The 23074-nt window shown below is 71.2% G+C and carries 20 protein-coding genes and 1 pseudogene; 14 read left to right on the plus strand and 7 right to left on the minus strand.

The window, feature by feature from the left end; translation table 11 throughout:
• Positions 1 to 151 precede the first annotated feature (151 nt).
• The 5 genes and pseudogenes from AB0I04_RS22430 to AB0I04_RS22450 all read left to right on the plus strand — a co-directional run.
• Positions 152 to 1927, plus strand: a pseudogene (locus tag AB0I04_RS22430) (acetolactate synthase large subunit); the annotation flags it as partial.
• 1 nt (position 1928) lies between these two features.
• Positions 1929 to 2453 carry an acetolactate synthase small subunit gene (gene ilvN / locus AB0I04_RS22435; RefSeq protein WP_360887359.1) on the plus strand — a complete coding sequence of 175 codons (525 nt, stop codon included), beginning with the start codon at positions 1929 to 1931 and terminating at the stop codon, positions 2451 to 2453.
• Between the two features lie 30 nt (positions 2454 to 2483).
• Positions 2484 to 3467 carry a ketol-acid reductoisomerase gene (gene ilvC, locus AB0I04_RS22440; RefSeq protein WP_360887449.1) on the plus strand — a complete coding sequence of 328 codons (984 nt, stop codon included), beginning with the start codon at positions 2484 to 2486 and terminating at the stop codon, positions 3465 to 3467.
• Positions 3468 to 3750: 283 nt separating this feature from the next.
• Positions 3751 to 4455 (plus strand): hypothetical protein, encoded by a 705-nt coding sequence (locus AB0I04_RS22445; protein WP_360887362.1) that lies wholly within the window; start codon positions 3751 to 3753, stop codon positions 4453 to 4455.
• A gap of 2 nt (positions 4456 to 4457) precedes the next feature.
• Positions 4458 to 5090 carry a thymidylate synthase gene (locus tag AB0I04_RS22450; protein WP_360887365.1) on the plus strand — a complete coding sequence of 211 codons (633 nt, stop codon included), beginning with the start codon at positions 4458 to 4460 and terminating at the stop codon, positions 5088 to 5090.
• Between the two features lie 70 nt (positions 5091 to 5160).
• On the opposite strand, the gene AB0I04_RS22455 is transcribed toward AB0I04_RS22450, so the two are convergent.
• A complete protein-coding gene (locus tag AB0I04_RS22455; RefSeq protein WP_360887368.1) occupies positions 5161 to 6345 on the minus strand; it encodes a lipase family protein in 1185 nt (394 codons plus the stop codon).
• 187 nt (positions 6346 to 6532) lie between these two features.
• On the opposite strand from AB0I04_RS22455, the gene AB0I04_RS22460 reads away from it, so the two are divergent.
• The 4 genes from AB0I04_RS22460 to AB0I04_RS22475 all read left to right on the plus strand — a co-directional run bounded on the left by AB0I04_RS22460 (position 6533) and on the right by AB0I04_RS22475 (position 10368).
• Positions 6533 to 7447, plus strand: coding sequence for an ABC transporter ATP-binding protein (locus tag AB0I04_RS22460; RefSeq protein ID WP_360887371.1), 915 nt, complete (start codon positions 6533 to 6535; stop codon positions 7445 to 7447).
• Positions 7428 to 8378, plus strand: coding sequence for an ABC transporter permease subunit (locus tag AB0I04_RS22465; protein WP_360887373.1), 951 nt, complete (start codon positions 7428 to 7430; stop codon positions 8376 to 8378). The genes AB0I04_RS22460 and AB0I04_RS22465 overlap by 20 nt, the downstream gene beginning before the upstream one ends.
• Before the next feature lie 47 nt (positions 8379 to 8425).
• The gene (locus tag AB0I04_RS22470; RefSeq protein ID WP_360887376.1) at positions 8426 to 9556 is read left to right on the plus strand and encodes a histidine kinase; all 1131 of its coding nucleotides are present in this window, start codon (positions 8426 to 8428) and stop codon (positions 9554 to 9556) included.
• Positions 9557 to 9684: 128 nt separating this feature from the next.
• Entirely contained in the window at positions 9685 to 10368 is a 684-nt protein-coding gene (locus tag AB0I04_RS22475; protein WP_360887379.1) for a response regulator transcription factor, read from the plus strand.
• Positions 10369 to 10376: 8 nt separating this feature from the next.
• Here the strand turns inward: AB0I04_RS22475 and AB0I04_RS22480 are convergent, their stop codons facing one another.
• Complete coding sequence (locus tag AB0I04_RS22480) at positions 10377 to 11051, minus strand: SseB family protein (protein ID WP_360887382.1); 675 nt, start codon at positions 11049 to 11051, stop codon at positions 10377 to 10379.
• 177 nt (positions 11052 to 11228) lie between these two features.
• On the opposite strand from AB0I04_RS22480, the gene serA reads away from it, so the two are divergent.
• The gene (gene serA / locus AB0I04_RS22485; RefSeq protein WP_360887385.1) at positions 11229 to 12833 is read left to right on the plus strand and encodes a phosphoglycerate dehydrogenase; all 1605 of its coding nucleotides are present in this window, start codon (positions 11229 to 11231) and stop codon (positions 12831 to 12833) included.
• A gap of 590 nt (positions 12834 to 13423) precedes the next feature.
• Here serA and AB0I04_RS22490 read toward each other — a convergent pair.
• Positions 13424 to 14320, minus strand: a complete 897-nt coding sequence (locus AB0I04_RS22490) for an ROK family protein (protein WP_360887387.1) — start codon at positions 14318 to 14320, stop codon at positions 13424 to 13426.
• Positions 14317 to 15714: an APC family permease gene (locus AB0I04_RS22495; protein ID WP_360887390.1), complete on the minus strand. Its 1398-nt coding sequence runs from the start codon at positions 15712 to 15714 to the stop codon at positions 14317 to 14319. The genes AB0I04_RS22490 and AB0I04_RS22495 overlap by 4 nt, the downstream gene beginning before the upstream one ends.
• Positions 15715 to 15851: 137 nt before the next feature.
• On the opposite strand from AB0I04_RS22495, the gene AB0I04_RS22500 reads away from it, so the two are divergent.
• The 3 genes from AB0I04_RS22500 (at position 15852) to AB0I04_RS22510 (ending at position 19707) form a co-directional block, all read left to right on the plus strand.
• Positions 15852 to 17150 carry an ROK family transcriptional regulator gene (locus AB0I04_RS22500; RefSeq protein WP_360887393.1) on the plus strand — a complete coding sequence of 433 codons (1299 nt, stop codon included), beginning with the start codon at positions 15852 to 15854 and terminating at the stop codon, positions 17148 to 17150.
• Between the two features lie 267 nt (positions 17151 to 17417).
• Entirely contained in the window at positions 17418 to 18464 is a 1047-nt protein-coding gene (locus AB0I04_RS22505; protein ID WP_360887396.1) for a 3-isopropylmalate dehydrogenase, read from the plus strand.
• Positions 18465 to 18609: 145 nt separating this feature from the next.
• On the plus strand, positions 18610 to 19707 hold the full coding sequence (locus AB0I04_RS22510; protein WP_360887399.1) for a branched-chain amino acid aminotransferase: 1098 nt from the start codon (positions 18610 to 18612) through the stop codon (positions 19705 to 19707).
• 53 nt (positions 19708 to 19760) lie between these two features.
• On the opposite strand, the gene AB0I04_RS22515 is transcribed toward AB0I04_RS22510, so the two are convergent.
• The 3 genes from AB0I04_RS22515 to AB0I04_RS22525 form a co-directional block, all read right to left on the minus strand.
• Positions 19761 to 20117 (minus strand): hypothetical protein, encoded by a 357-nt coding sequence (locus tag AB0I04_RS22515; protein ID WP_360887402.1) that lies wholly within the window; start codon positions 20115 to 20117, stop codon positions 19761 to 19763.
• Between the two features lie 265 nt (positions 20118 to 20382).
• Entirely contained in the window at positions 20383 to 20592 is a 210-nt protein-coding gene (locus tag AB0I04_RS22520; protein ID WP_360887405.1) for a cold shock domain-containing protein, read from the minus strand.
• Between the two features lie 246 nt (positions 20593 to 20838).
• Entirely contained in the window at positions 20839 to 21012 is a 174-nt protein-coding gene (locus tag AB0I04_RS22525; RefSeq protein ID WP_360887408.1) for a hypothetical protein, read from the minus strand.
• Between the two features lie 360 nt (positions 21013 to 21372).
• On the opposite strand from AB0I04_RS22525, the gene cimA reads away from it, so the two are divergent.
• A complete protein-coding gene (gene cimA / locus AB0I04_RS22530; RefSeq protein WP_360887410.1) occupies positions 21373 to 22944 on the plus strand; it encodes a citramalate synthase in 1572 nt (523 codons plus the stop codon).
• Positions 22945 to 23074 lie beyond the last annotated feature (130 nt).

Below are 23074 nucleotides of genomic sequence, written 5' to 3' on the forward strand. Positions count from 1 at the left end.
GTACTTGGTCGGCGCGCAAGCTGACCGAGTAGATCGCTTGCGCGCTCCCCTCGACCGCCGTCCGGCGCGAGGGGTTTTTTGTTGGCCATAACCCCGGCCCCGCGCACCGCGTACCAGGCGGCACCGCCCGCCCCGGCACGCCAAGGGGCAGAGCCCAGCGCTCAAGAGCACAAGGATGAAGCAGATGACCGAACGGATGACCGGATCCCAGGCGCTCATCAGAGCCCTGGAGGAGGTCGGCGTCGACACCGTGTTCGGGATCCCGGGCGGGGCCATCCTCCCGGCCTACGACCCCCTCTTCGACTCGCAGAAGATCCGCCACATCCTTGTCCGGCACGAGCAGGGCGCGGGTCACGCCGCCCAGGGGTACGCGCAGGCGACGGGCAAGGTGGGCGTGTGCATGGCGACCAGCGGTCCCGGCGCGACCAACCTCGTCACGCCGATCGCGGACGCCTACATGGACTCGGTGCCGATCGTCGCGATCACCGGTCAGGTCGCGAGCGGTGCGATCGGCACGGACGCCTTTCAGGAGGCGGACATCTCCGGCATCACGATGCCGATCACCAAGCACAACTTCCTCATCACCGACCCCGCCGACATCGGCCGTACGATCGCCGAGGCGTTCCACATCGCCTCGACCGGCCGCCCGGGTCCGGTCCTCGTCGACATCTCCAAGGACGCGCTGCAGAACCCGGTCGACTTCGTCTGGCCGCAGCCGATGCAGCTGCCCGGCTACCGTCCGGTGACACGCCCGCACGCCAAGCAGGTGCGTGAGGCCGCCCGCCTTCTCACCGGGGCCAAGCGGCCGGTGCTGTACGTCGGCGGGGGCGTGCTCAAGGCGCGGGCCGCCGCCGAGCTGCGCACGCTCGCCGAGCTGACCGGCGCGCCCGTGGTGACCACGCTGATGGCCAAGGGCGCGCTGCCGGACAGCCACCCGCTGCACATGGGCATGCCCGGCATGCACGGCAGCGTCGGCGCCGTAGGCGCGCTGCAGCGCTCCGACCTGCTGGTCGCGCTGGGCGCGCGGTTCGACGACCGGGTCACGGGCCGCCTCGACAGCTTCGCCGCCGGCGCCAAGATCGTGCACGCCGACATCGACCCGGCCGAGATCTCCAAGAACCGCCACGCCGACGTGCCGATCGTCGGCGACTGCCGCGACGTCCTCACCGACCTGATCAACGCGGTGCGCGCCGAGCACGCCGCCGGGCGCAAGGGCGACTACGAGGCCTGGTGGCGCCAGCTGAACTCCTGGCGCGAGACCTACCCGCTGGGCTACGACCAGCCGGAGGACGGGAGCCTCTCCCCGCAGTACGCGATCGAGCGCATCGGTAAGATCGTCGGCCCGGACGCGCTGTACGTCGCCGGGGTGGGCCAGCACCAGATGTGGACCGCCCAGTTCATCGGCTACGAGAACCCGGGGTCGTTCATCAACTCCGGCGGCCTCGGCACGATGGGCTTCGCCGTGCCCGCCGCGATGGGCGCGAAGCAGGGGCGGCCCGACACGGCCGTCTGGGCCATCGACGGCGACGGCTGCTTCCAGATGACCAACCAGGAGCTGGCGACCTGCGCCATCGAGGGCATCCCGATCAAGGTGGCCGTCATCAACAACGGCAACCTCGGCATGGTCCGGCAGTGGCAGACCCTGTTCTACGAAGGGCGCTACTCCAACACCGACCTGCAGTCCCGCCGCATCCCCGACTTCGTCAAGCTGGCGGAGGCGTACGGTTGCGTGGGGCTGCGCTGCGACAACGCGGCCGACGTGGACGCCACGATCGCCAAGGCCATGGAGATCAACGACGTCCCGGTCGTCATCGACTTCGTCGTGCACCAGGACGCGATGGTCTGGCCGATGGTGGCGGCCGGCACCGGCAACGACGAGATCAAGATCGCCCGGGACATGGCGCCCGACTGGGAGAACACGGACTGACATGAGCAGGCACACGCTTTCCGTCCTGGTGGAGAACAAACCGGGCATCCTCGCCCGGGTCGCCTCGCTGTTCTCCCGGCGCGGATTCAACATCGACTCCCTCGCCGTCGGGACGACGGAGCATCCGGACATCTCCCGGATGACGATCGTCGTCAACGTCGAGGAGCTCCCGCTGGAGCAGGTCACCAAGCAGCTGAACAAGCTGGTCAACGTCATCAAGATCGTCGAACTGGACCCGTCGGCGTCGGTGCAGCGCGAGCTGGTGCTGATCAAGGTCCGGGCCGACGCGGAGACCCGCTCCCAGGTCCTGGAGACCGTCCAGCTCTTCCGCGCGAAGGTCGTCGACGTGGCCACGGACGCGGTCACGATCGAGGCCACCGGAAGCAGGGACAAGCTGGAGGCCCTGATCAGGGTCCTGGAGCCGTTCGGTATCAAGGAACTGGTGCAGTCGGGCATGGTGGCCATCGGCCGTGGCGCCCGCTCCATCACCGACCGCTCGTTGCGCGCCATCGAGCGCAGCGCGTGAATTTCAGAGAGGCAAAAGTAAGTGGCTGAGATCTACTACGACAACGACGCCGACCTGAGCGTCATCCAGGGCCGTCACGTGGCGGTGCTCGGATACGGCAGCCAGGGGCACGCACACGCGCTCTCGCTTCGCGACTCCGGTGTCGACGTGCGCGTCGGCCTGCCGAAGGACTCCAAGAGCCGCGAGAAGGCCGAGAACGACGGCCTGCGCGTCGTCACCCCGGAGGAGGCCTGTGAGGAGGCCGACCTCACGATGGTGCTGATCCCGGACCACCTGCAGCGGGAGGTCTACAAGACGGCGGTCGCCCCGTCCCTGGTCGAGGGCGACGCGCTGTTCTTCGGTCACGGCCTCAACATCCGCTACGGCCTCATCGAGCCGCCGGAGGGCGTCGACGTGTGCATGGTCGCCCCCAAGGGCCCGGGCCACCTCGTCCGCCGCCAGTACACCGAGGGCCGCGGCGTGCCGGTGCTCGTCGCCGTCGAGCGCGACGCCACCGGCAACGCCTGGCCGCTCACCCTCTCGTACGCCAAGGCGATCGGCGGCACGCGCCCGGGCGCGCTGAAGACCACCTTCACGGAGGAGACCGAGACCGACCTGTTCGGCGAGCAGGCCGTGCTCTGCGGCGGCGTCTCCGAGCTCATCAAGGCGGGCTTCCAGACCCTCGTCGAGGCCGGCTACCAGCCCGAGGCCGCCTACTTCGAGTGCCTGCACGAGATGAAGCTCATCGTCGACCTCATGTACGAGGGCGGCCTGTCGAAGATGCGCTGGTCGGTCTCTGACACCGCGGAGTTCGGCGACTACACCCGCGGCCCGCGCATCATCACCGACCAGACCCGCGAGGAGATGCGCAAGATCCTCAAGGAGGTCCAGGACGGCACCTTCACCAAGGAGCTCGTCGAGGAGTTCGACGCCGGCCGGCCGAACTTCCTCAAGCGCCGCGAGGAGGAGCAGAACTCCCCGATCGAGCAGACCGGCGCCAAGCTCCGCCCGATGATGTCCTGGCTCCAGGACTGACCCAGCGGTTCGACGGCTCGCCCCGGCACGTGCGTTCGCACGCGGCCGGGGCGTCGCCTTTTCCGGGGCGTGAAATTCGGCAACCGCGCGGGCCTTGTCCACGGTGCTTAACACTCCGTAAAACAATGCTTCGAATCCATCTTTGGGCCGCGCCTCAATCAGATTTCGGCACCGACCGGCTGCGGGAGGGAGGATACTGTACGCGGCGAAATGGGCGGTTTCGACTCCATTGGTAAGTGATGGCGTGGAGTCGTGCCGTGAGGCGCGAGAGCGGGAAGGGCTCATGCGTAAGACAGGCTTAGGGACGCCACGGACGGACCTGCGGGCACACCGCGACCCGGCCGACATCGACCCCACACAATTCGTACAACTCCTTGCGACCGACTTCAGCGGGATCTACCAGGTCTACCTGGCCGCCTCGGAAGAACGTCTGAAGATGCTCAGGCTGGCCATGAGCCTCCTGGCCGCGCCGTTCGGCGCGGTGGTCGCCCTGGCGAGCGCCAAGGTGCTCGACCCGGCGGCGCTGACCTCCTGGCATCGCATCCCCCCGTACGTCTTCGCCCTGACGGGGATCTTCGGGGCGATGGGCGTCCTGCCGTACCTCCGCCTCATCGAGGCGACCTCCCGGCACCTGCGGACGGCCCGGGCGATGAACAACTTCCGGCTGCTGTACGTCGAGGAACTGCGCGACCACTTCCGCGAGGTGGGCTGGGCGCCCAACCTCCCGATCGACCCGGCCTATCCGGAGTCCTTCGCCCCGACGTCCGGCCCCGGCGTCACCGCGATCGGGCTCGCGATCGTCGACGCGGCCTACATCTCGATCGGGCTGCTCGGCCTCTCGGGCGCCCGGCCGACGCCGATCGTGGTGACGGTCTGGATCGCGGTCACCGCCACGCTCCTCTTCCTCGTCTACCACGTCCGCATGGGCGCGGCCCGGCGCCACAGGGAGCCGGCCAACCCGTTCGGCTTCCCCTCGGTGGAGTCGTGAGGATGGAACGCTGGCTCACGTGCGGGGAGGCGTGGATCGGCCTCATGCGGCACGTGTGGACGACGGGTGAGGCGGGCCTCGACGACCGCGGGCCGGTCATCGAGGCACCGCCGCGGCTGTTCGAGATCGTGGCCCTCGGCTGGGACGACCCGATCATCCGGGCGCACGGCGACGCGGAGGCCGTCGCCCGGTACACGGCGAAGTTCACGCGGACCGACGTCGTACCGCCGTTCAAGTACAGCTACGGCGCGCGGCTGCGCGACCTGCGCGGCGTCGACCAGCTCGGCTGGGTGACCGAACTGCTGCTGACGCGTCCGTGGACCAAGAGCGGCTGGATCTCACTGACGGTCCCGGGCGAGCGCCAGGACGCCGTGCCCTGCCTGGCGGCCCTGGCGTTCCGGATCCGGGACCGCCGGCTCTCGATGACGGCGACGTTCCGGTCCCAGAACGCCTTCACGAGCTATCTCAACTATCTCCCGTTGCGCGCGGTGCAACTGGAGGTGGCCGGCGCGGTGGGCCTTCCGGCGGGGACGATGCGCGTCTTCGTCGACGTGCCGCACGTGTACATCGCCGACACCGGCGCGGTCACCAGCGTCCTGGCCCGGACCACGACGCTGACGCGCAGCGCGGCCTGACCCCAGGAGGCGTCCGGTGGATCCTGCTCGCGACGAACAAGATCCACCGGACCTCTCCAAGCACCGTCGTTCAGCGGCAGTCGTTTGGCGGGGGAGCGCCGTGGAAGCGTGCCGTGATCCAGGCGTTCAGGTCCGGCGCGGCCGACGGCACGACGTTGTGGTAGGCGCGTGGGTAGACCCGGTAGGCGACGACGTCTCCGCGACCGCACATCCGGTGCACGGCGGCCTTCGTGAGCTTCGCCGGAATGATCGGGTCGCGTCCGCCCTGCAGGATGAGGAGCGGAACGCCCCGGGGGAGCGCGTCGACGCTGTCGCGGACCAGACCGGTGGACCACGGGGGCGTCGTGCGCGGGTCCTTCGTGAACACGGCCCGCGCGGGCAGCCCCGCGTACGCCTCGATCACGTCGTCGTCACAGCCCGTCTCGAGGACCTTCAGGCCCGCCCGGCCGACCGGCGTCATGATCGAGTCCAGCCGCGCGGCCGGGTCGGCCGCGCTGTGACCGGCGGCCACCTCGACGAGCCGTCCGGTGCCGTAGTCGAGGTCGGTGACGTGGCGCGCCAGCGCCGTCAGGTCGATCGGGGGTGCCGCCGCCGCGACGCCGAGCAGACGCAGGTCGGGCGCGTACGACGCCGCGAACTCGCCGGTGAACAGCACGGCGTGCCCGCCCTGTGAGTGGCCGAACGCCACGAAGGACCGGCCGAGGCCGTCCCCGGGCAGGCGGGCGGCGGCACGGACGGCGTCCAGCACGGATCGCGCCTCGCTCGGCCCGACGAGGTATGGGTGGGGGCCTGGGGTGCCCAGGCCCTCGTAGTCGGTCGAGACGATGGCGTACCCGGCGGCCAGGAGCGCCGAGCCGTCCTCGATCCCCCCGAGCGGGTACGGGTCGGTCGACGGGGCACAGGAGTCGCCCAGTCCCGTCGTCCCGTGCGCCCAGGCGACGACCGGCCATCCTCCGGCCGGCGGTCGGCCGGCGGGCACGAACACCGAGCCGGAGACCGCGATGTCCTGGCCCTCCATGCCGCGCGAGTGGTACAGGATCCGCCGGCCACGGGCCCCGGTCGGCGCGGCGACCGGTTCGCTGCGGATCAGGGTGCCGGGCGCTCGCCTCGGCAGGGGGACCGGCGGACGGTAGAACGCCCACGTGGGGCGTGGATGCGGACTGGCCTCGCCCGCGTCGGGGTCGGTGCCGGCGGTCCCCGAGCACGCGGTGAGCAGGACCGCCGCGGCGGCGATGGCAGGAATCGCGCGTCTCATGGCCAATGACGCTAGGAAGCGCGGGCCGCGCCGTCTTCCTGCGCGCGGCCGATCCCGGCCTCGCCCGTTCGACGACGGCGCCGGGGGCCGGAGCGTGCGGCCGCGCCCCCGGTGTCGTCGAATGGACGAGGCGCGGTTGGACCCTCGGGAGGAGGACGCCAGGGACGCGGCTCTCTACGGTCGGCCCATGTGCGTGATCCGATGTGCGGGGCTGACCAAGCGGTACGGCGCCACGGTGGCGGTCGACCGGCTCGATCTCACGGTCGACGCCGGTCAGGTCTTCGGCTTCCTCGGCCCGAACGGCTCGGGCAAGACGACGACGATGCGCATGCTGCTCGGGCTCGTCACACCGACGGCGGGCCGCGCCTGGGTGAACGAGCGGCGGCTCCCCGACCCGGACGGACTAGCCCGGGTCGGCGCGATGATCGAGGAGCCGGCGTTCTATCCGTGGCTGACCGGCCGCCGCAACCTGGAGGTGGTGGCCCTGCACGGGCCGCCTCCGCCCCGCCCCGGCGCGGTCGGCGCGGCCCTGGAGCGGGTCGGCCTGTCCGCCGTCGCCGACCGGAAGGTCAAGGCGTACTCCCAGGGCATGCGGCAGCGGCTGGGGCTCGCCGCAGCGCTGCTGGCCGATCCGGTCCTGCTCGTGCTGGACGAGCCGACCAACGGAATGGACCCGGCGGGCATCCGGGAGTTCCGGGCGCTGCTGCGGTCCCTCGCGGACGACGGGATGACGGTGTTTCTGTCGAGCCACCTGCTCGCGGAGGTCGAACAGGTCTGCGACCGCGTCGCGGTGATGAACCACGGGCGCCTGGTCGAGCAGGGGCCGGTCGCCGGGTTGTCCACCGTACGGCGGCGGCTGCGGGTCGTGCTCGACGAGACCGACCTGGACCGCGCCCGGGAGGCTTTGGCGGGTCGGACGCTGCGGACCGACGGGCCCGAGACGCTGCTGGTCGAGGGCGCCGACGGCCGCGAGGTCAACCAGGCGCTCGGGAACGCCGGCGTGTGGGCCCGCCAGATCCTCGTCGAACGCCCCGGCCTGGAAGAGGCCTTCCTGACCCTGACCGTCGCCGAGGATGGTACCGATGCGACCGCTCCGCGCTGAACTGCGCAAGCTGAACCGGCCCCTGCTGTACGGCGTGGCGTTCGCGGCCATGCTGTTCTGCGTGCTGCTGGCCGTCGCCGGCGCGTCCAATGCCGCGAGAGACGCCCGCGACACGGGCTCCGCGCCGCCATCGTGCGCGGAGATGGGGATGCCGGAAGGACAGGCGTGCGCGGTCGCGAAGACGAGCGCGCGGGCCCGGGCCGCCCTCCGGGACGCGCGCCGGATCGAGGACGCGCGACGGACCGCCGTGCAACTCGATCCGGCGGCCGTTGGCGCGGAGGCGGCCGGGCTCATGGCGTCGTTGCCCGGAGTGCTGGCCGTGGCCCTGCTGGCCGGCGGTCACATCGGGGGCGAGTGGTCGGGCCGGACGCTGAAGACCGTGCTGGCCCGGTGCGGGCACCGCGGACGGGTGCTCGCCGCCAAGCTCGTGAGCCTGTGGCTGGCCGCCGCCGGCGTCGTCGCCGCCTGCTGGGCGGCGCTCGCGGTGGCGGGCCCCATCCTCGTCCGGGCCTACCACCTGCCTTATCCGAACGCCTCGGTGGCCGCCGAGCTGCGCCACTCGGCCGCCCAGTGCGGCCGCGCGCTGCCGGTCCTGGCGGTGTTCGCCGTCGTCGGGCTGCTCGCCGCCGTCCTCACGCGTGGCTCGGTCGGGACGATGGCTGCCACCGCCGGGATCTTCATCACGATTCTGGCCCTTGCCGGACTGTCCGGTACCGGTCGCTGGACGCCCGCGACCTGGGTGCAGGCATGGATGGGCTTCGCCGCCGGTCTCGGCTCGGTCACCCCCCTGCCGGACAATTTCTGGTCGCGGTTCATCCCCGACACCGGTGGATCGCCCGGTCCGCTCGCCGGCCTCGCCGGTCTGGCCGCGACCTTCGTGGCCGGTGCGCTCGCCGCCGCTCTGGTGTTCCGCCGCTCCGATGTGAACTGATGAGATCGTCCCGTGGGGCGCCGGCGCGTCCCACGCGGGAGGGAGCCATGCCCGGTCCGGTCGTGACGCCACGGCGGGTCGACGTCCTCGTCGCGGCGGCGTTGTTCGTCTGGGGCGCGCCGGACGTGCCCTGGTGGTGGAAGCCGGCCACGCACGTCCCCGCGACCCCGGTCGTCCTCGGGTACCTCGCCCTGGAGCTGGCAGCCTCCGTTCCCCTGCTGTGGCGGCGGCGGTTCCCGGTCCCGGTGCTCCTGATCACGGGCGGCGCGCTCGCGGTCCGCGCCGCACTGCGGCAGAACGTCATCGCGGCGTTCGCGGCGGTGCTGGTGGCGGCGTACGGCGTCGGCGCGTACGACACAGGAGCGCGAAGGTACGCGCGGTGGCTCGGCCGGATCTGCCTCGTGACCGGGGCCGTCATCGGGGTGGCGCTCAACCTGCACCGCATGGCCGGGCTGCCGTTCGCGCTCCTCGGCGCGGCGTTCCTGGTCGGCGACGCGGCCACCGCGCGGCGAGCCGAGGCCGCCGCCGCCGTCGAGGCGGCACATCTGGCCGAGCGCACCAGGATCGCCCGCGAACTGCACGATGTGCTCGCGCACCAGCTCTCGGCGATCACCGTGCAGGCCGGGGCCGCCCGGTTGAACGGATCGCCACCGCTGGAGGCGCTCGCCACGGTGGAGGGCCTGTCCCGTGAGGCGCTGAACGAGCTGAACCATCTGCTCGGCGCACTGCGGCGGGACGACGAGACCGGCACCGGCGGCGCGCCGCGCCGACCGGTGCCCTCCCTGGCCGAGATCGGCACGCTCCTGGCCGGTGCCCGCGAGGCCGGGGTCCCGGCCGACCTGAAGGTGACGGGGAACGTCCGCGAGCTGAGCCCCGGCCTGCAGCTCTCGGCGTACCGCATCGTCCAGGAGTCGCTGACCAACGTGGCCCGGCACGCGCCGGGCGCCCCGACCCTCGTGACGCTGCGCTACCTCGACGACCGGCTCGCTCTCGAGATCGTCAACGGCCCATCGGATCGGGCGCGGAAGGGCGGCCGGCCGGGCGCGGGAGGCCGGGGACTGCTCGGCATGCGCGAGCGGGCGGAGGCGGCCGGCGGGAACCTTCGCGCCTCGCCCACGGACGGCGGGTTCACGGTGACGGCCGCGCTTCCCTACCTTCCTCTGGAGGGTCGGCGATGACGCCGGGACGGCGGGTTCACGGTGGCGGAGACGCTTCTCTACGTTCCTCTGGAGGGTCGGCGATGACGCCGGGACGGCGGGTTCACGGTGGCGGAGACGCTTCTCTACGTTCCCCGGAAGGACCGACCATGACATCGGGACGGCGGATCACCGTGCTGGTGGCCGACGATCAGGCGATGGTCCGCGCGGGGCTGGTCGCGCTGGTCGGCGGCCAGCCCGATCTCACCGTGGTCGCGGAGGTGGCCAACGGCGCCGACGCGGTGGCGCGCACCCGTGAGACGGCACCGGACGTGGTCCTGATGGACATCAGGATGCCGGTCATGGACGGCATCGAGGCGACTCGCCGGATCGCCACCGGCCCGCCCGGGCGCGCGCCGCACGTCGTCATCCTGACCACTTACGATCTGGACGAGTACGTCTATGACGCCCTTCGCGCGGGCGCCTGCGGCTTCCTCCTGAAGCACGCGATGCCGGAGGAACTCCTGCTGGGGGTGCGTTCCGCCGCCAACGGCGGCGCGCTCATCTCACCGGCCGTGACCAGGCCGCTGATCGAGGCGTTCACCGACCGGACGCGCGTCCCGGCACGGCCGCCGGCCGCCCTCGCCCGGCTGAGCGCGCGCGAACGCGAGGTCTTCGATCTCGTGGTCGCCGGCCGGACCAACACGGAGATCGCCCGGGCGCTGTTCATCGCCGAGACGACCGTCAAGACCCACCTCGCCCACGTCCTGGACAAGCTGGGTCTGCGCGATCGCGTTCACGCGGTGGTGTACGCCTATGAGAACGGTCTCGTCCGGCCGGGAGCCCACGGCTGAGGAAGGGCTCAGCGGCGTACGACGGCGGCTTCCATCTCGGCGAGGAACTCCTCGCTCTCGTCGTCGGCGACGTGAGCGAACACCGGCACGTCACTGGCCGGCAGCTTCTCCATCGTGGCCTGGAGAAGATCGTTGGCGAGCTGCGGGTCGGCGCCCTCGGAGATGACGACGTGCAGCATGATGCCCTCGACGCCGCTCGGCATCCGGACGTCGGAGATCCACACCCGCTCGACCGCGGGGAAGTCCGGCAGGCGCTCGGCAACGCCGTCCTTGAGGTGCGGGACGAGCTCGTGCTCGCTGGCGCGGAACGCGACCTCGACGTCCTCGTCGACGCCCATGCCCTGGGTGACGAGGTAGCCCTGCACGTCGCTGAACGGGATCAGGGCGGCGTCATCGCTCTCCGGGTCGATCACCAGTGCCTGGACCTCGCCACTGCGGGCGATCTCCAGCAGGAGGGCGGCGTCGGCGTGCTGAAACTCTTCGCTCTCGGACTTCTCGCTGTAAGCCTCGGGGCTGGTGAACGCGGCGAGCGCGACGGTCTCGTCCTCGAGCTGTCCCACCAGGACGGAGCCGTCCGGGTTGGTCACGATGAGGACCCCGCCGTCCACGAGCGCGCGCAGGATCTCCTCAGGTTCACCGCGCTGGGTGAGCACGTCCGCCAGCGTCGGGTTTCCGTTTGCCATGCGCCCGACATTAGTGCGTGCGGGACACCTGATGGGCCGAACCCGGCCAAGGCAACGCCTATTCACCAGATCTCATTGGCGGATACACCGGGCATTACTAAAGTCGCGGAGGGCGAGGGTCACGCCTCGGGCGGATCGCGTCCCCGTACCGTGCAACCTGCGCAGGGGGTCGTGCCCGTGAGAAGGCCTGTGGTCCTGATCGCCGAAGAGCTCTCGCCCGCCGGTCTGGCGCTCCTGGAGCCCGATTTCGAGCTCCGCCGCGTCGACGGCGCCGATCGCGCCGCGCTCGTCACCGTGGTGGCCGACGCGGACGCCCTGATCGTCCGAAGCGCGACGACGGTCGACGCCGCCGTGCTGGCCGCCGCGCCCCGGCTGCGCGTCGTCGCCCGCGCCGGTGTCGGCCTCGACAACGTCGACGTCGAGGCGGCGACCCGGGCCGGCGTCATGGTCGTCAACGCGCCGACCTCGAACATCGTCACCGCGGCCGAGCACGCGATCGCGCTGCTGCTGGCGACCGCCCGGAACGTTCCGCAGGCGCACGCCGCCCTCCAGCGCGGCGAGTGGCGGCGCGCCGCGTACACGGGGGTGGAGCTGCAGGACAAGACCATGGGGATTCTCGGCCTCGGCCGCATCGGCGTCCTCGTCGCGCAGCGGCTCGCGGCCTTCGGCATGCGGGTCATCGCCTTCGACCCGTACGTCCAGGCGGCGCGTGCGGCGCAGCTCGGCGCGCGGCTCGTCCCGCTCGACGAGCTGCTGGGCGCCAGCGACTTCATCTCCGTGCACCTGCCGAAGACCCCCGAGACGATCGGCCTCATCGGTGACCGCGAGCTGAGGCTCGTCAAGCCGTCCGTGCGGATCGTCAACGCCGCCCGGGGCGGAATCGTCGATGAGAACGCCCTCGACCTGGCGCTCAAGGAGAGACGCGTCGCGGGAGCGGCCCTGGACGTGTTCGGCACCGAGCCGTGCACCGACAACCCGCTCTTCCAGCACGACAACGTCGTGGTCACCCCGCATCTCGGGGCGAGCACCCACGAGGCACAGGAGAAGGCGGGCACTCAGGTCGCGCGTTCGGTGCGGCTCGCGCTCGCGGGCGAGTTCGTGCCGGACGCGGTCAACGTCCAGGGCGGGGTCGTCGCCGAGGACGTCAAGCCCGCGCTGCCGCTCGCGGAGAAGCTCGGGCGGATCTTCACCGCGCTCGCCGGCGGCCTGCCCGTACGCCTCGAGGTGGAGGCGCGCGGCGAGATCACCCGGCACGACGTGAAGGTGCTGGAGCTGGCCGCGCTGAAGGGCGCGTTCACGGACGTGGTCGAGGAGGCGGTGACGTATGTCAACGCGCCCCTGCTGTCGCGCGCCCGGGGCGTCGAGGTGACGCTGACCACGAGCGAGGAGAGCCCCGACTGGCGCAACCTCCTGACGGTGCGCGGCACGATGGCCGACGGCGCGACCGTGTCCGTGTCCGGGACGCTGAGCGGGCCACGGCACGTCGAGCGGATCGTCGAGGTGAACGGCTACGTCATGGAGATCGCGCCGGCCGCGCACATGGGCTTCTTCACCTACACCGACCGGCCCGGGATGGTCGGCGTGGTGGGCCGGCTGCTCGGCGACGCGGGCGTCAACATCGCCGGGATGCAGGTGGGCCGGCACGAGAAGGGCGGGCGGGCCCTGATCGCGCTGACCGTCGACTCGGCGCTCACCCCCGATCTCGTCGACGCGATCACCGAGGAGATCGGCGCCGACCAGGGACGTCGCGTCGACCTCGACCATGAGACCCGGCCGGCCTGAAAAGGAAGATTCTTCGTCGAGGGAGGACCCGGAGAAAGACGAGGTCGTGGGCGCCGGCCCGGTAAAGCATCTTGGTATGTGAGATTCCTGGCCGAGAGGCGAGACAGAATGGGGATCGGCGGGTAGCGTCGAAAAGGTCATGCGGCGCTTCGTACTCATTCTTCGCTGCCGCGGCGGGGCCTGATCTTGGGCAGGCCGGCGACCCGCCGCGGAGTCCGCCGCTGGCCGTGAGTCCCATTTGATCCGTCCGCCCTTGACACCTTTCACGGAGACGAATCCCATGGATGCCACTCCCGCCTGGACCCCCGCCGACGAGGTCGCCGAAGAGGCCGCCCGAGCCGTTCAGACCGCGCTGGACCGCCGCGACAACGGCGGCGCCGCCGGTCGTTGATCCTTCGCCCTACGGGCGCCCGCGCTTCCGCGAGCGCCCGTAGGCGCGTGATCCCGTAGGAGACCGGCCCGCGTCCGCCGTACGAGGCCGGTCGCCGCGCGCCAGGCCGTTCGCCTCGCCGACCGCGGCGGCCGGAGCGCGTCGGTGGCAGGTGCCCGTAAGGAACCGGCCCGCGCCGGCCGTACGCGACCGGTCCGGGTCAGGAGGCCTCGACGCCGAGGGCGAGGGCACCGATCAGCGCGGCGTCGTCGACGAAGCGCGCGGCGTCGACCGGCGGCGGGAAGGGCGTCGCGCGGGCGATCGCGGCGCGCAGGGCGGGCAGGAACACCTCGGCCATCCCGCCGCCGACGACGACGCGTTCGGGGTCGAGGAAGATCGTCAGGTTGGCGACCGCCATCCCCACCGCCGCGGCGGCGTCGTCGAGCAGCGCCTTCACCGCGGGCTCGTCCCCCCGGGCGAAGAGTTCCTCGGCCGTGATCTGCTCGCCGAGCAGCGCGGATCCGCGGGCGGCCAGCCCGCTCCCGGAGGTGTACTCCTCGAGCGGCGCGCGCCCGTCCGTGTAGCCGGGTTCGCCGGGCTCGCGCAGCAGGTACCCGATCTCGCCGGCCGCGCCGTGCGTGCCGGGGACGACCTTGCCGCCGACCACGATGGCCGCGCCGGTGCCGGTGCCCAGGTTGACATAGAGGCCCACATCGGTCCCCTGGAGCCGGCCCCAGCGCAGTTCGGCGACGGCCGCCGCGTTGACGTCGTTGTCGACGTGGACCGCGGGGACGCCCAGTCCGTCCTGGAGCAGGGCGGGCAGCGGGAGGTCCTCCCAGCCGGGGACGTTGGGCGCGAGGCGCACCCGGCCCTCGCGGATCACCCCGAACGTGGACACGCCGGCCGCGACGAGGCGGCCGGGCGTGCCCGCGACGAGGTCGTGTGCCGCGTCCAGTACCCGGCGCACCACCTCCTTGGCGCCGTCGGCGGCGTGTGTCGCCAGGCGCGTGCGCTTCACCGGTTCTCCGGTGGCGCTCGCCGTCGCGAGCGCCACCTTGGTCCCCCCGAAGTCGATCCCGAGCACGAACTCGCCGACCGACGTACCGTCCATCGTCATGCGGAGGCCTGCCCGGGATGCTCGGCGAAGGCCTCGTGGATCTCCTCGTGACCGAACGGCCAGGCCTGCTCGGCGCGGGCCCAGGCAAGGTAGGCGATGACGCCGGCGGCGAGCCAGGCCACCGAGAGCAGGATCGGCTTGAGGCCGGCCGCCTGGTAGATGTAGATCCAGCCGGCGAGGGCCACGAGGCTGGGCAGCGGGTACAGCCACATCTTGTACGGGCGGGGCAGGTTCGGCTGGCGGATCCGCAGCACGGTGACGGCGGCGATCTGGGCCACCGACTGCACGAGCACGAACACCGCGGTGAGCATGCTGATCACGTCGGTGAGGGTGAACAGTGAGCCGATCGCCGTGACGACGCCCATCGCGTACAGGCCGACGGTGGGGAAGTGCAAGCGCGGGTGCATCCGCCCGAACCACGGGAGGAACACCTTGTCGCGCGCCGCGTTGTAGGGCACGCGCGAGCCGCCGAGCAGTCCGGCGAAGACCGAGGCGAACGCCGTGATGATGATCCCCACCGTGAAGACCTGGGCGACGCCCTTGCCCCAGGTGCGTTCCAGCACCAGGGAGGCCACGGAGCTGGAGTCCTTCGCCTCCTGCCAGGGCACGACGCCGAGCACGCCCATCTGGAGCAGGAAGTACAGCCCCATGATGCCGAGGATGGCGTAGATGATCGAGCGGGGGATCACCCGTCCCGGGTCGCGCACCTCCGCGCCGAGGTAGGCGCTGGTGTTGTAGCCGAGGTAGTCGTAGATCGCGATGACCAGGCCCGCGCCCAGGCCGGTGAAGAACTTCGAGCCCGAGTCGTGCGGGAAGCCGAAGGCCAGGCTGGAGTGGAAGTGGGTGAACGCCGCGACGATCACGCCGAGCACCGAGACCAGCATGACGACGAAGAAGATCGAGGTGATCTTCCCGATGTCGCCGATCCGCCGGTAGAGCGCGAGGACGACCAGGCCGACGACGCCGACCGCGACCACGTGGCCGAGGGTCGACAGGCCCTTGCCGTGGACGAGCGCGGGCCACAGGTACCCGCCGTACTGCACCAGCCCGATCACCCCGGTCGACATGATCAGCGGGATGAACAGCACCGCCGACCAGACGAACAGGAACGGCATGAGGCGGCCGGTACGGTACTGGAACGCCTCACGCAGGTAGAGGTACGTTCCGCCGGCGCCGGGCATCGCGGCGCCGAGCTCGGCCCACACGAGGCCGTCCGCGACGGCGATGATCGCCCCGATCACCCAGCCGAACATGGCCTGCGGGCCCTGCAGGGCGCTGATCATGGCGGGGATCGTGACGAACGGCCCGATGCCGCACATCTGGGTCATGTTGACGGTGGTGGCCTGGAACAGCCCGAGGCGTCGCTCGAACCCCGGGACCGTGGGAGACGTCATGGTCCCCACTCCCTTTCGTGGCGCTTTTCGGCTTTCTGCCTGGTCAGCGGCGTTTGGGGAGAATGTAAGAGAGCCTCCCTAACAAATCAAGTCCTCGATCGCATGTGACACTCTGTTGTGCAGCGTACGGCGAGAGGATGAACGTGCCCAGCGGCGGGGAGACGGCCAACACCACCAGCGTGTTGCGCATCATGAACGAGCGTGCGGTGTACGAGCGGATCCGGCTGCTCGGGCCGGTGTCACGACCGCAGCTCGCCGAGGAGACCGGGCTGTCCAAGCCCACGATCTCGCTGGCCCTGGCCGACCTGGAGCGGGCCGGGCTGGTCCGTCCGGTCGGCCACCGGACCGGCAACGCCGGACGAGCGGCGCTGCTCTATGAGATCCGGCCGGAGGCCGGGTGGGTCATCGGCATCGACGTCGGCCGCCAGTGGGTGCGCGCCGCCCTGGTCGACCTCGGCGGCGAGATCGTCGTACGGGAGGACGTCCCCGCGCGGGCCGGAGGCGCGACCGAGCTGATCGGCCAGCTCAGCGAGATCGTCGACGGTCTCGCCGCGGCGGCCGGCGGAGAGATCACCAACATCGTGCTCGGCACGCCCGGCGTGCACGACGTCGAGAACGAACGCCTCCATCTCGCGCCGAACATCCCCGGCTGGAACACCCCGGGCGTCACCGCGAAGCTCGCCGAGCGGCTGCCCGCGCCGTTCGCGATCGAGAACGACATCGCCCTGGCCGCACTCGGCGAGCAGGGCTACGGGCTCGGCGCCGGGCTGCGGCACTTCGTCTACGTGTCGATCGGCACCGGCATCGGCATGGGGATCATCATCGACGGCCGTCTGTACCGCGGCGCGCGCGGCGCGGCCGGAGAGATCGCGTTCCTGCCGATGGGGGAGGCCGACCCGCTCGCGCACGCGCCGGACTCCCGGCGGCACGGCATGCTCGAGGCGGTCGCCTCGGCGACCGGGGTGGTCGCCACGGCCCGGCGGCTCGGCATGACCGGCGAGATCACCGCAAAGCGGGTGTTCGACGAGGCTCGCGACGGCGAGCCGACGGCGGTCCAGGCGGTGGCGCGGGAGGCCGACCACGTCGCCCACGCGCTGGCCGGTGTGATCGCGCTGTTCGACCCCGAGCTGATCGCCCTCGGCGGCGGCATCGGCGGGCACGGCGCCGACGTCCTGCTCGACGAGGTGCGCGACCGGCTCGAGACCATGACGCCGCTCGGCCCGCCGCGCGTCGAGGTGTCCCCGCTCGGCGACGACGCGGTCGTCCTGGGCGCGCTGGCCACGGGCCTGGCGACCGCACGCGCCCTGGTGTTCGACCGGGCGATCGCCGGAGCCGGCAACGTCCCCGGCCCGTACGGCGCGCCGGTACCGTACGGCGGGCCGGGTACGGGCCGCGCATCAGGCACCGGCGGTGGGGCGGGATCGCGCGGCGCATGAGAACCGGCGGCGCCCGGGGGAACCGGCGGCGCTTCCGGGCTCGGCGGCGCTCCTGGCGCCTGACGGTTCCCCGCCGTACGGCGGGCCGCGGACCGGTGGTGCGGCGGGACCGCGTGGCGCGTCAGGGGCCGGCGGCGCCCGTGGGGTCGGCGGCATCCAGGGAACGGGCCGCATCCAGCGCATGGGCGGCATCCAGCGCATGGGCGGAAATCGCCCATAATTTGAGACGACTTCTCATGGGATGAGACGACCCGCTAAGGTACAGGCATGGCTTCCCGCAGCATCCACCTGGCCGTCGTTCCGGGCGACGGCATCGGCCCCGAGGTCGTCGCCGAGGGCCTCAAGGTTCTCGACGCGCTCGGCCTCAAGATCGAGCAGACGTCGTACGACCTCGGCGCGACCCGCTGGCACAAGACCGGCGAGACGCTTCCGGACTCCGTGCTGGCGGAGATCCGCGAGCACGACGCCATCCTGCTCGGAGCGGTCGGCGACCCGACCGTGCCCAGCGGCGTGCTGGAGCGCGGCCTGCTGCTCCGGCTGCGGTTCGAGCTCGACCACTTCGTCAACCTGCGCCCGGTGCGGCTCTACCCGGGCGTGGCGACGCCGCTCGCCGACACCCGGCCCGAGGACATCGACATGCTGGTCGTGCGGGAGGGCACCGAGAGCCTGTACGCCGGTGCGGGCGGAGTGCTCCGCAAGGGCACGCCGCACGAGGTCGCGACGCAGGAGAGCCTCAACACCGCGTTCGGCGTCGAGCGCGTCGTGCGCTACGCCTTCGAGCAGGCGGCCCGGCGCCCGCGCAAGAAGCTCACCCTCGTCCACAAGAACAACGTCCTGGTCTACGCGGGCGACCTGTGGTCGCGCACGGTCGACGCCGTGGCGAAGGAGTACCCGGACATCGAGGTCGACTACTCCCACGTCGACGCCGCGACGATGTTCTTCGTGACGCAGCCCGAGCGCTACGACGTGATCGTCACCGACAACCTGTTCGGCGACATCATCACCGACCTGGGCGCGGCGGTGGCCGGCGGCATCGGCCTGGCCGCCAGCGGCAACATCAACCCCACGGGTGCGGCGCCGAGCATGTTCGAGCCCGTCCACGGCAGCGCCCCCGACATCGCGGGTCAGGGCAAGGCCGACCCGACCGCGACCATCCTCTCCGTCGCCCTGCTCCTCGACCACCTCGGCCTGACCGCCGAGGCCCGCAAGGTGGAGCAGGCCGTCGCCGACGACCTCATCGAGCGCCAGGGCGCCTGGGCCGCGCGGTCCACCCGCGAGGCGGGCGACGACATCGCCGAGCGAGTATCCGGCTAGGGCGCGCCTTTCCCCAGGGAAACCCTCCGGGCGCGCCCCACGGCGCGCCCGTTTTGGGCTGCCGTGAGCAAAGGAGACTTGAAGGCGACAAAAGGCGACAATGAGTACGGAGCGGCGACGAAGCCGTACCGCGAGAGGACGTCAGATGACCATCGAGTTCGACATCCGGCTCTCCGACCACCGCACGTCGGCGGACGAGCGCGAACGACTGCTGGAGAACCCGGGCTTCGGCCAGACTTTCACGGACCACATGATCACCATCCGGTGGGACGCGGAGCACGGCTGGCATGACGCACGCCTTGAGGCGTACGCCCCGTTGATGCTCGATCCGGCGACCGCGGTCTTCCACTACGCCCAGGAGCTGTTCGAGGGGCTGAAGGCCTACCATCAGCCCGACGAGTCGATCGTCACCTTCCGCCCGTACGCGAACGCCGCGCGCTTCAACGCCTCCTGCGAGCGGATGGCGATGCCGGCGCTCCCGGAGGAGACGTTCGTCCGGTCCCTGGAGCTGCTGGTCGACGCCGACCGCGACTGGGTGCCGACCCGGGAGGGGCACAGCCTCTACCTGCGCCCATTCATCATCGCCACCCAGCGCGGCCTCGGTGTGAACAGCCCGTCCTCGTCGTACCTGTTCATCGTCATCGCCTCGCCGGCCGGCTCGTACTTCGCCGGCGGGATCAAGCCGGTCTCGGTCTGGCTGTCGGAGGAGTACACCCGGGCCGCCCCCGGCGGCACCGGCGCCGCCAAGTGCGGCGGCAACTATGCCGCCGCGTTCGTCGCCCAGGCCCAGGCCGTCCAGGAGGGCTGCGACCAGGTCGTGTGGCTCGACGCGAACGAGCACCGCTGGGTCGAGGAGATGGGCGGCATGAACCTCTTCTTCGTGTACGGTTCCGGCGCGGACGCCCGCGTCATGACGCCCGGCCTCACCGGCACGCTGCTCCCCGGCATCACGCGTGACTCCCTGCTCAAGCTCGCCCCCGACCTCGGCATCCCGGCCTCGGAGGGGCGCATCTCCACGGATCAGTGGCAGGAGGGCAACGCCTCCGGTGAGCTCACCGAGGTCTTCGCCTGCGGCACCGCCGCCGTGATCACCCCGGTCGGCCGGGTCAAGGGCGCCAAGAGCGAGTGGCTCGTCGGCTCCGGCGAGCCCGGCCCGGTCACGATGCGCCTGCGGGAGGAACTCGTCGGCATCCAGTACGGCGACCGCCCCGACCCGTACGGCTGGATCCACAAGCTCGCCTGACGCCGGACACGGCGAGGGCGCGCCTCCCATCGGGAGACGCGCCCTCGATCAGGTCAGTGGCTGATGCGGACCGTCGTCTTCAGCGCCGGCGCGCCCTCGGGGGCGGTGACGCGGTTACGCGACGAGGGGTCGATCGCGTAGTAGAACGAGAAGCCGACGTACGCCGTGCCGGGCCGCCCGCCCACCCGGACCGGGAAGGTGCAGGTGCCGGACAGGTTGTAGACCTTCTTGGCGCGGTGCGGCTTGACCGTGGAGTGCCAGAGGTAGCTCACCGGCACGACGTGCCTGTCGTGGTAGTGGCCGTTCAGCCCGGTCGCGGTGCAGGCCATCCGGCCGGTCGCGATCGCCTGCAGGGCCGGGGCGATCTTGAAGCTCCACGGCATCGGGTAGCCCTTGAGCGGATGCTTCACATTGACCTGCGCGTGGAAGGTCCCCGCCTTGTCGGTGTGCGAAGCCCTGGTGCTTCTTGGTGAAGGTGAAGTGCTTGTGGACGACCTGCGGAGCGACCGAGGCCTGGGCGGCCGTGGCCACGGCGGCCGTGACGGCGGCTGCGAGGACGGGGGCAGCGATTAATCTGCTCATCATGCGCATGGATTCCCACTTTCGTTCGTACCGCCACCGATCCGCGTCACAGCGGATCCCCGGATCGGTGCGGTAACCGGAGGCGTCGCCGGGCTAGTCCTGGCCCCAGACCGTGGAGTCGGTGACGTCGGACGCCGGGCGCACTTCGACCGCTCGGAAGGCATAGCCGTCCTGATCGGCTTCCTCCCAGGTGAAGACCACAGGCTCGCGAGCGTTCAACGCCCGGTACGCGTCCGGGTCGGGAAGGCGGATGGACGAGAAGTGCGCCCACACTTCGCCGGGTACCTCCGGCGAGGCGAGCACGCCCCATCCCGCTTCCTCGTCCCAAGAGACGACATGTCCCCGAACAGGCCGTCGCTGCCCCGTGCTCATCATGTTCCCCCTGAAGAGCGGCCAGGGGAATCCTGGCTGTTTCCGGATCATTTACTCAATGCGATGGCCATGTAAGGCCGTTTCGTATTTTCCGGTAAACCAACGACCTCATGTGAGCGACGGCGGCGGATCGCCCGCCGATGTCGCATGTGGGCGGCGGGTCGGGCGCCGATTCGATCAGACCGTCAGCGGGGCGGTGTCGAGGGTGAGTTCCCAGGGGGCCGGGAGATCAAGCGGCTCGCCGAGCTTTACGTCCACCTCGTGCCCGTACCCGTCCTTGCCGGGGTGGCGCTCGATGTCGGTGCGTTCCGCGGTCTCCACGCCGATCGGCTGCTCCAGCACGGTTGACATGGTCCCATCACCCTCTCCCGTCGCCTAGAACGTAAAGTATGCATCGAGTCACGGACGGTAGTAGATAGGAGATCTGTGCGCAGGCGAATCGGCCGATCGTCAGTTCGATTCGCGACCGCGGGGCCCGCATCTTCGGGCTGGTGAGCGGGTCGTGTCTCGGATCGTGAGATGGATGTGTCCATCGGCGCGAGCGTGTGGCAGACTCGGTGCCATCATGCGCATCAGCCTGGTGATTATCGGCTGGCGCGCCGGCACCTAGACGATCACAAACCGCCGGCGCGCAGACCTCTCACGTCCCGTGAGGGGTCATTTTGTTTTCCGGCGGCGCTGCACATTCCAGACACGAAGAGGACAGCACCCATGCGTGATGACGGCTTCCACGTCTACGACACGACGTTGCGCGACGGGGCCCAGCAGGAGGGCCTCAACCTCACCGTGGCGGACAAGCTGATCATCGCGCGCCGCCTCGACGAGCTGGGGGTCGGCTTCATCGAAGGCGGCTGGCCCGGCGCCAATCCCAAGGACACAGAATTCTTCCGGCGTGCTCAGACCGAGCTCGACCTGAAGAACGCGCAGCTCGCCGCGTTCGGCGCGACCCGCCGGGCCGGTGCGAAGGCCGCGGACGACCCTCTTGTGGCCGCGCTGCGCGAATCCGGCGCGCCCGTCGTGACCCTTGTCGCCAAGAGTCACGACCGGCACGTCGAGCTGGCCCTCCGCACGACGCTGGAGGAGAACCTCGCGATGATCCGCGACACGGTCTCCCACCTGCATGCGGAGGGCCAGAGGGTCTTCCTCGACGCCGAGCATTTCTTCGACGGCTACCGCTCGAACCCGAAATACGCCCTCGAGGTCGTACGGACGGCGGCCGAGGCGGGCGCCGACGTCATCGCGCTGTGCGACACCAACGGCGGGATGCTGCCCGACGAGCTGGCCGACGTGGTCGCCGAGGTCGTTGCCTCAGGCGCGCGCCTGGGCATCCACTGCCACGACGACAGCGGCTGCGCGGTGGCCAACACCCTCGCCGCCGTGAAGGCCGGGGCGACGCACGTGCAGGGCTGCGCCAACGGGTACGGCGAGCGCAGCGGCAACGCGAACCTCTTCACGGTCGTCGGCAACCTCCAGCTCAAGCGCGGCCACGACCTCGGCGTCGAGCTGCGGGAGATGACGCGCATCGCACACGCCGTCTCGGAGGTGACGAACGTCGCGCCGGGCTCGCAGCAGCCGTACGTCGGCATGTCGGCGTTCGCCCACAAGGCGGGCCTGCACGCCTCGGCCGTCAAGGTCGACCCGATGCTCTATCAGCACATCGACCCGGCGGTGGTCGGCAACGACATGCGCATGCTGATCTCCAGCATGGCCGGCCGGGCGTCGGTGGAGCTGAAGGGCCGGGAGCTCGGGTACGAGCTGACCGGTGACAAGGCCCGCCAGGTCGTGGAGCGGGTCAAGGAGCTGGAGTCCGCCGGGTACACCTTCGAGGCGGCGGACGCGTCGTTCGAGCTGCTGCTGCGTGAGGAGCTCGACGGCGCGGGTCCCTGCTACTTCGACGTGGAGTCCTGGCGCACGATCGTCGAGCGCCGGCCCGACGGCACGATGGTCAGCGAGGCGACGGTCAAGCTGCACGCCAAGGGGGAGCGGATCGTCGCCACCGGCGAGGGCAACGGCCCGGTCAACGCCCTGGACCGTGCCCTGCGGCTCGCCCTGGAACGGAGCTATCCCGAGCTGTCGGGTCTGGAGCTCGTCGACTACAAGGTCCGGATCCTGGAGGGCGCCCACGGCACCGACGCGCGGACCCGGGTGCTCATCGAGTCGAGCGACGCCACGGGCGAGTGGGGCACGGTCGGCGTCGAGGACAACGTCATCGCCGCCTCATGGGACGCGCTCGCGCAGTCGGTGACCTACTGCCTGCTGCGCGCGGGCTACGCCCCGTCCTGACACCCGGCCGGGCGGGTCAGAGCCCGCGCGGAATGGACTGCCGGGCTCGCGACGTCCTGGCGGCACCTCGCGGCGTTGTCGCCCCCACCCCACGGAAACGCGCCGGGACGGCTCCGCCGGGCGGCGCGTT

Source organism: Actinoallomurus sp. NPDC050550 (assembly GCF_040655075.1).
In the GTDB taxonomy this organism is placed as follows: Bacteria; Actinomycetota; Actinomycetes; order Streptosporangiales; family Streptosporangiaceae; genus Actinoallomurus.

Bases quoted from the DNA above. Each gene is read 5' to 3' on its own strand.
- ilvN (WP_360887359.1), top strand. From the start codon at position 1,929: ATGAGCAGGCACACGCTTTCCGTCCTGGTGGAGAACAAACCGGGCATC.
- AB0I04_RS22445 (WP_360887362.1), top strand. From the start codon at position 3,751: ATGCGTAAGACAGGCTTAGGGACGCCACGGACGGACCTGCGGGCACAC.
- AB0I04_RS22450 (WP_360887365.1), top strand. From the start codon at position 4,458: ATGGAACGCTGGCTCACGTGCGGGGAGGCGTGGATCGGCCTCATGCGG.
- AB0I04_RS22455 (WP_360887368.1), bottom strand. From the start codon at position 6,345: ATGAGACGCGCGATTCCTGCCATCGCCGCCGCGGCGGTCCTGCTCACC.
- AB0I04_RS22460 (WP_360887371.1), top strand. From the start codon at position 6,533: ATGTGCGTGATCCGATGTGCGGGGCTGACCAAGCGGTACGGCGCCACG.
- AB0I04_RS22465 (WP_360887373.1), top strand. From the start codon at position 7,428: ATGCGACCGCTCCGCGCTGAACTGCGCAAGCTGAACCGGCCCCTGCTG.
- AB0I04_RS22470 (WP_360887376.1), top strand. From the start codon at position 8,426: ATGCCCGGTCCGGTCGTGACGCCACGGCGGGTCGACGTCCTCGTCGCG.
- AB0I04_RS22475 (WP_360887379.1), top strand. From the start codon at position 9,685: ATGACATCGGGACGGCGGATCACCGTGCTGGTGGCCGACGATCAGGCG.
- AB0I04_RS22480 (WP_360887382.1), bottom strand. From the start codon at position 11,051: ATGGCAAACGGAAACCCGACGCTGGCGGACGTGCTCACCCAGCGCGGT.
- AB0I04_RS22490 (WP_360887387.1), bottom strand. From the start codon at position 14,320: ATGACGATGGACGGTACGTCGGTCGGCGAGTTCGTGCTCGGGATCGAC.
- AB0I04_RS22495 (WP_360887390.1), bottom strand. From the start codon at position 15,714: ATGACGTCTCCCACGGTCCCGGGGTTCGAGCGACGCCTCGGGCTGTTC.
- AB0I04_RS22500 (WP_360887393.1), top strand. From the start codon at position 15,852: ATGAACGTGCCCAGCGGCGGGGAGACGGCCAACACCACCAGCGTGTTG.
- AB0I04_RS22505 (WP_360887396.1), top strand. From the start codon at position 17,418: ATGGCTTCCCGCAGCATCCACCTGGCCGTCGTTCCGGGCGACGGCATC.
- AB0I04_RS22510 (WP_360887399.1), top strand. From the start codon at position 18,610: ATGACCATCGAGTTCGACATCCGGCTCTCCGACCACCGCACGTCGGCG.
- AB0I04_RS22525 (WP_360887408.1), bottom strand. From the start codon at position 21,012: ATGTCAACCGTGCTGGAGCAGCCGATCGGCGTGGAGACCGCGGAACGC.
- cimA (WP_360887410.1), top strand. From the start codon at position 21,373: ATGCGTGATGACGGCTTCCACGTCTACGACACGACGTTGCGCGACGGG.